This window comes from Ideonella sp. B508-1 (assembly GCF_000333615.1).
Lineage (GTDB): Bacteria > Pseudomonadota > Gammaproteobacteria > Burkholderiales > Burkholderiaceae_C > Ideonella.
The window spans coordinates 1-910 of sequence record NZ_BADL01000206.1 but is presented as its reverse complement, the minus strand read 5'-3'; the positions used below and the strand labels follow the sequence as shown (position 1 = coordinate 910).

Here is a 910-nt window from a genome sequence, read left to right as displayed (position 1 = left end):
GCGCCTTTCACATGGGCTTCACGCCGCCTCACGCCGCGACGGCTTGGCGACAGCCTGGAGGCCGGTTCCCCGCCATGGACTTTGCGCTGCGCTAGGCATCGCCAACATCCTGGAAGGTCTCTACGAATACGACCATCTGGCACGGCCGGCGAAGATCAAGCCCTGCACGGCCGTGGCCATGCCCGAGATCTCGGATGACTACCGGGTCTTCGTCATCCGGCTGCGCCCGGGCATCTACTTCTCTTCGGATCCGGCCTTCAAGGGCCAGAAGCGCGAGCTGGTGGCCGAGGACTACATCTACGCCCTCAAGCGCCACGCCGACCCGGCCAACAAGAGCCCGATCTGGGGCGATTACGAGGAGCTGGACTTCATCGGTCTGAACGCTCTGCGCGAAGAGGCCCTGAAGTCGCGCAAGCCCTTCGACTACGACCGGGTGGTGCCTGGCGCGCGCGCGCTGGACCGCTACACCCTGCGCTTCGAGCTGGGCCAGAGTCGGCCGCGGCTGATCCAGTTCCTGGCCGTGGGCGATGCCCTGGGCGCCGTGGCGCGCGAGGTGGTCGAGTTCTACGGGCCCGAGGAGATCATGGGCCATCCGGTGGGCACCGGCCCCTTCAAACTGGTGCGGTGGCGCCGCAGTTCGCTGATCGCGCTGGAGCGCAACCCCGAGTACCGCGAGCGCTATTACGACGCCGAGCCCGCCGCCGACGATGCCGAGGGTCAGGCACTGCTGGCCCGGTTCAAGGGTCGCCGCCTGCCGATGCTGGACCGCGTCGAGGTGTCCATCATCGAGGAGAACCAGCCACGCTGGCTGTCCTTCCTGAACGGCGAGCACAACCTCCTCGACCGCCTGCGGGAGGATTCGCCAGCATCGCCATCCCGGGTGGGCACTTGGCGCCCAACCTGGGCAAAA

Annotated in this window: 1 protein-coding gene; it reads left to right on the top strand. The window is 67.4% G+C overall.

Going from position 1 to position 910, the window contains the following annotated elements:
- Positions 1 to 178: 178 nt before the first annotated feature.
- Positions 179 to 910 (top strand): ABC transporter substrate-binding protein (locus I73_RS27020; RefSeq protein ID WP_234409456.1); only part of this gene is annotated, 732 nt, incomplete at its 3' end.